The 2869-nt window shown below is 66.4% G+C and carries 3 protein-coding genes; 1 reads left to right on the top strand and 2 read right to left on the bottom strand.

From position 1 onward, the window contains the following. Window positions 1-332: 332 nt before the first annotated feature. Together NE234_RS44030 and NE234_RS44025 are read right to left on the bottom strand one after the other, a co-directional pair. The gene (locus NE234_RS44030; protein ID WP_252787135.1) at window positions 333-581 is read right to left on the bottom strand and encodes a hypothetical protein; all 249 of its coding nucleotides are present in this window, start codon (window positions 579-581) and stop codon (window positions 333-335) included. A gap of 253 nt (window positions 582-834) precedes the next feature. Further along, on the bottom strand, window positions 835-1698 hold the full coding sequence (locus tag NE234_RS44025) for a hypothetical protein (protein ID WP_252787134.1): 864 nt from the start codon (window positions 1696-1698) through the stop codon (window positions 835-837). A gap of 445 nt (window positions 1699-2143) precedes the next feature. Between NE234_RS44025 and NE234_RS44020 the strand changes: the two genes are divergently transcribed. Continuing rightward, entirely contained in the window at window positions 2144-2491 is a 348-nt protein-coding gene (locus NE234_RS44020; protein ID WP_308207009.1) for a helix-turn-helix domain-containing protein, read from the top strand. Window positions 2492-2869 lie beyond the last annotated feature (378 nt).

Genomic DNA, 2869 nt, shown 5'->3' with positions numbered 1-2869 from the left:
GCCGCAAGTATTCCTCGCGTTCACGGACCAGCTTCTTACGTCCTTGGGCCCGTCCCCGGCTCTCCCGGATCTCGAAAGCCATCGCATCCCCTCAGCAGGGGCGTTGCGACGACCACTAGAACCCAAGAGATCGGAAGGGGCCTTCGGCCTGGAGCCGCCTGTCGGGATCGAACCGACGACCTCTTCATCACGAGTTCCGGTAAGAGCCGTTCGGCAACGTCCACCGAGGTACATCCGACCAGCTCAAGCGGTGGGTGGCGTACCTCGGCGGACAGCTACGGACCCTGGCTGACGCACAGCTGAATGAGACCACGTTTGAGACGGCTTTACGATCAGAGAGCCCGCACGGCCTTGCGTAGGCTTGTCCTGGGCCGGCCCTGGTGGGTCCGGGCGGCTGCTTCGACGGCAACGAGGACGGTGCTGCGGAAGTTGCCGGCCTCTGCCGGATTTTGCTCCTTGAGCAGGACCATGGCTGCCGTCAGGCCCGGCACCACCTGGTCGGCGATCGCGGCTACCGACTTGCCGTCCAGCTTCATCTCCTTCGGATACTCGGCGAGCACGTGCCCGACCAGGCTCGCCAAGGACCTGGATCTGAAGCGGATGCCTACGCGGCGGGACAGGGATCGTGCGCTTCTAGGGCCGCTGACGCGGCAGTTGGAGGCAAACCCTCTGTCGCCGAAGCGAGCGCGCGGTCGCCGTGACCCGGCTGGAGATCGGCGCTGACCCCGAAGAACTGCGGGAGCACATCGGCCACGACACCTTCGACCGGCTACCCCTGGCGGTCGTCCCCGGCCCGTCAGGAGTGCGCGCGGTCACGGACTTCCGCTGGAGGTCTCAACCGCGCACCGCGATGATGCCCGCCTCGACGGGCGCGGACTTTCCGTACTGCGCTCCCGTGATGACGAAGACCAGGCCACGGTTCCGAGGGCTCCCGGGGCCATCTAGCGGGATGGTGAACCGGCTGTACCCGGCCGGCATCGGCGAGGACAGCCGCGTCCATTTCCTGGGGTTGCCGAGGTCGCGGTTGATGAAGAAGTCCTGATCGTCGTTGTCCGTGACGAGGATCGTTCCGTACGGGCCCCCCGAATCCGACCACGACACCACGGGGGCTCCATTCGGGGCGTAACCGGCCTGGTCGAGGAGCTGGGTGTCCCTGGAGAACCGGAAGGACTCCGGGTCCTTCGCGATCCGGTAGTGCACGTGGTAGGTGTAGTTGGCCTGATCGGGGTTATCGGGATCCACGGGTGCCCCGAATTCGTAGGTCATGATCCACAGGTCCCCCCTCAGCCGCGCCACGGTGGTCATGCCAGGCCGCTCGGCGTACGTCGTTCCGGTCGCGTCGTTGACGACAGGACCCCACGTGTGCAGGTCCGTGCTGGTCTGGTGGGCGAGCTTCTGACCGAAGTCCGGGTCCCGCTGGTCGGAGTAGTAGCAGATCAGCTTGTTGTTGTGCAGCAGCAGGAACGGCTCCCAGACCGGTGTCGCGCCGTTCGTCGTGTCGGGCGGTCCGCCCTGGGCAACCGTGCTCAGGAACTGCCAGGTGAGGCCGCCGTCTGTGCTGGCGTAGAGCTGGATGTCGGTGCTGGTGAAGTTACCCAGCGAATTGCACGCGAAGAGCAGTGCTCTCTTGGGCAAGCCCGCGAACGCACGGGGCAGCTCGTACAGGAACGGCTGAAGAGAGACTCCGGCGGTGGGCACGCTGCTCTGCTTCTGCCAGGTGCGGCCATCGTCGTCGCTCCGGTAGAGAGGGAAGCCCGGACCGCCTCCACCTTGGAATGTCGCGAGCAGAGTCCGCGATCTCCCAGGCTGCGCGGTGCTGAGGCGCACAGCACGAGCGTAGGACGCAGGTCCGCCCGGGTTGGCCACAACAACGGGCCCGAACGGAACCTCTTCACGCAATTTGCCCGAATTCTCGGTGTCCGCGAACGCCGGCCCGGCCAGTCCCAACGTCGTCCCAGCAGCAACAGCTGCTCCTGCGCCGAGGAACATCCGGCGTGAGAGGTGCGAACCGCGAGTGGTCGGATCATCCGCGTGGGATGCGTGGCGATGCTGCACGGCGACCTCCTCGTAAAGCCCCCGCTGAACTATTTAGTCTAGATAGTGAACTAAACTCGCCGGCTTGGGCCACTGTCAAGAACAGAACATGACATTTACAGCGCGTATGGCCGAGTTCAGGGCGTGCACGATTGGTGAGATGAGCACGCCAGACTCCGTTCCCGCACGGGCGCCAAGCGTCCGACGGCACAACCTGGGTCTGGTGCTGCGCCACTTCCACAGCCGAGGGCCGATGAGCAGGGCCCAAGTCGCGGCGGCGACCGGGCTCACCAAGGCGACCGTGTCGAGCCTCGTCAGCGAACTCCTCGACCGCGGCCTCGTGGCCGAACCAGGCGTGAGGACCAGGGGCGAGTTCGGGCGACCAGGCAGCGTGCTCGCCGTGCGCGGAATGAAGCCCCCGGACATCGGCAATAGCGCACGCTCAGGGCGAGCATGAGAGCGGTCGGCGGATCACTGCGCCGGTGGCGCGGAGGAGTCCGGCGAGCGGGCCGGTTACCGCGATCGGCCCGGCGGGAGCACCGCCGGGCCGATACCGCTGCCACGACGGCGACCGCAGTGCGAGCACGACGGGAACAGCGACCCGGCGACTCTCGTAGCGCGGCCCTGGCCCCCGCCCTGGCAACGCCGGCGCATGCCGACCGCAGGGAGAGCGGTGAATGAGACCAAGGATGAAACAAAACGACCCTGGTGTCAACGACGGCTGAAAACGGACCCGTCTGCGGCGGGCGAAAATGGACCCGTTTGTTGATCTTCAGTCGTTGGTCTTGGCCGCGGGGACGCGGCCGAGGTCGCGGTCTTTGAGGCGGTAGCTGTC

Source organism: Actinoallomurus rhizosphaericola (assembly GCF_024055675.1).
Lineage (GTDB): Bacteria > Actinomycetota > Actinomycetes > Streptosporangiales > Streptosporangiaceae > Actinoallomurus > Actinoallomurus soli.
Note: the sequence above shows the minus strand (reverse complement) of the source record. Positions and strands in the feature narration are given on the sequence as shown.